The following is a 939-nucleotide window of genomic DNA, read 5'->3' as shown; positions in this document are numbered from 1 at the left end:
TGACCCGTCCTAAATAAAGTTGACACTTTCCAGCTTCTTTTTGGAGAGTGTAATGAATACAAGTACTAAACGAACTCAGCGGGATTATTCACTGGCCTTTAAACTGGCGGTTGTCGACCAGGTAGAAAAAGGCGAAATGACTTATAAACAAGCACAAGAGCACTATGGAATACAGGGGCGTTCCACGGTGCTAGTTTGGCTTCGTAAGCATGGTCGTCTAAATTGGAGTAATGGCACTCCGTTACTAACAGGAGCAACGACCTCCATGCCAACACTCCCCTTAACACCAGAGCAGCGGATTAAAGAGTTAGAACAGCAGCTTGAAGACAGTCGTCAGAAGGCTGAGTTTTTTGAAGCCGTCGTCAATGTATTAAAAAATGACTATGGAGTTCGCATTACAAAAAAGCACAAACAGCAGTTATCGAAACTCAGCAGGTCAAAGGACTCTCCGTAAGTCGGGCATGTGCATTTATCGGGATTACCCGTCAGGCGTACTACAAGCGACTGCAGTTCCGTCAGCAGCGGGACCGTTTTAATCATCACGTTATCGGGTTTGTCCGGGAAACTCGGCTGCAACAGCCAAGGATTGGTACGCGAAAGCTGCATTACCTGATGCACGAAAACCAGCATATCCGTATTGGTCGCGACCGCCTGTTTGAATTACTGCGGCACCACCGTTTATTAGTCAAACCCAAGCGTGCCTATCACAAAACAACACACAGTCATCACCGTTATCACTGCCATCCCAATTTACTCAAGGCAGAAAACAATGGCGTTGTGCCTCACAGACCTGAGCAGGTATGGGTGGCAGATATCACATACTTGCCAACGCATCAGGGCGATACATATCTGAGCCTCGTTACTGATGCCTACTCACGAAAAATCGTCGGCTACCACCTGAGCGCCGATATGACGGCCGGCGCTGTTGCGAAGGCATAC

The 939-nt window shown here is 48.0% G+C and carries 1 pseudogene; it reads left to right on the top strand.

The annotated features are described in order from the left end of the window. Nucleotides 1–52: 52 nt before the first annotated feature. Nucleotides 53–939: pseudogene (locus AB1N33_RS16630) on the top strand (IS3 family transposase); the annotation flags it as partial.

Origin of the sequence: Alteromonas nitratireducens (assembly GCF_040812025.1) — a bacterium.
Taxonomy (GTDB): domain Bacteria; phylum Pseudomonadota; class Gammaproteobacteria; order Enterobacterales; family Alteromonadaceae; genus Alteromonas; species Alteromonas nitratireducens.
The sequence above is the reverse complement of the archived record's forward strand: the minus strand, read 5'-3'. Positions and strand labels throughout refer to the sequence as shown.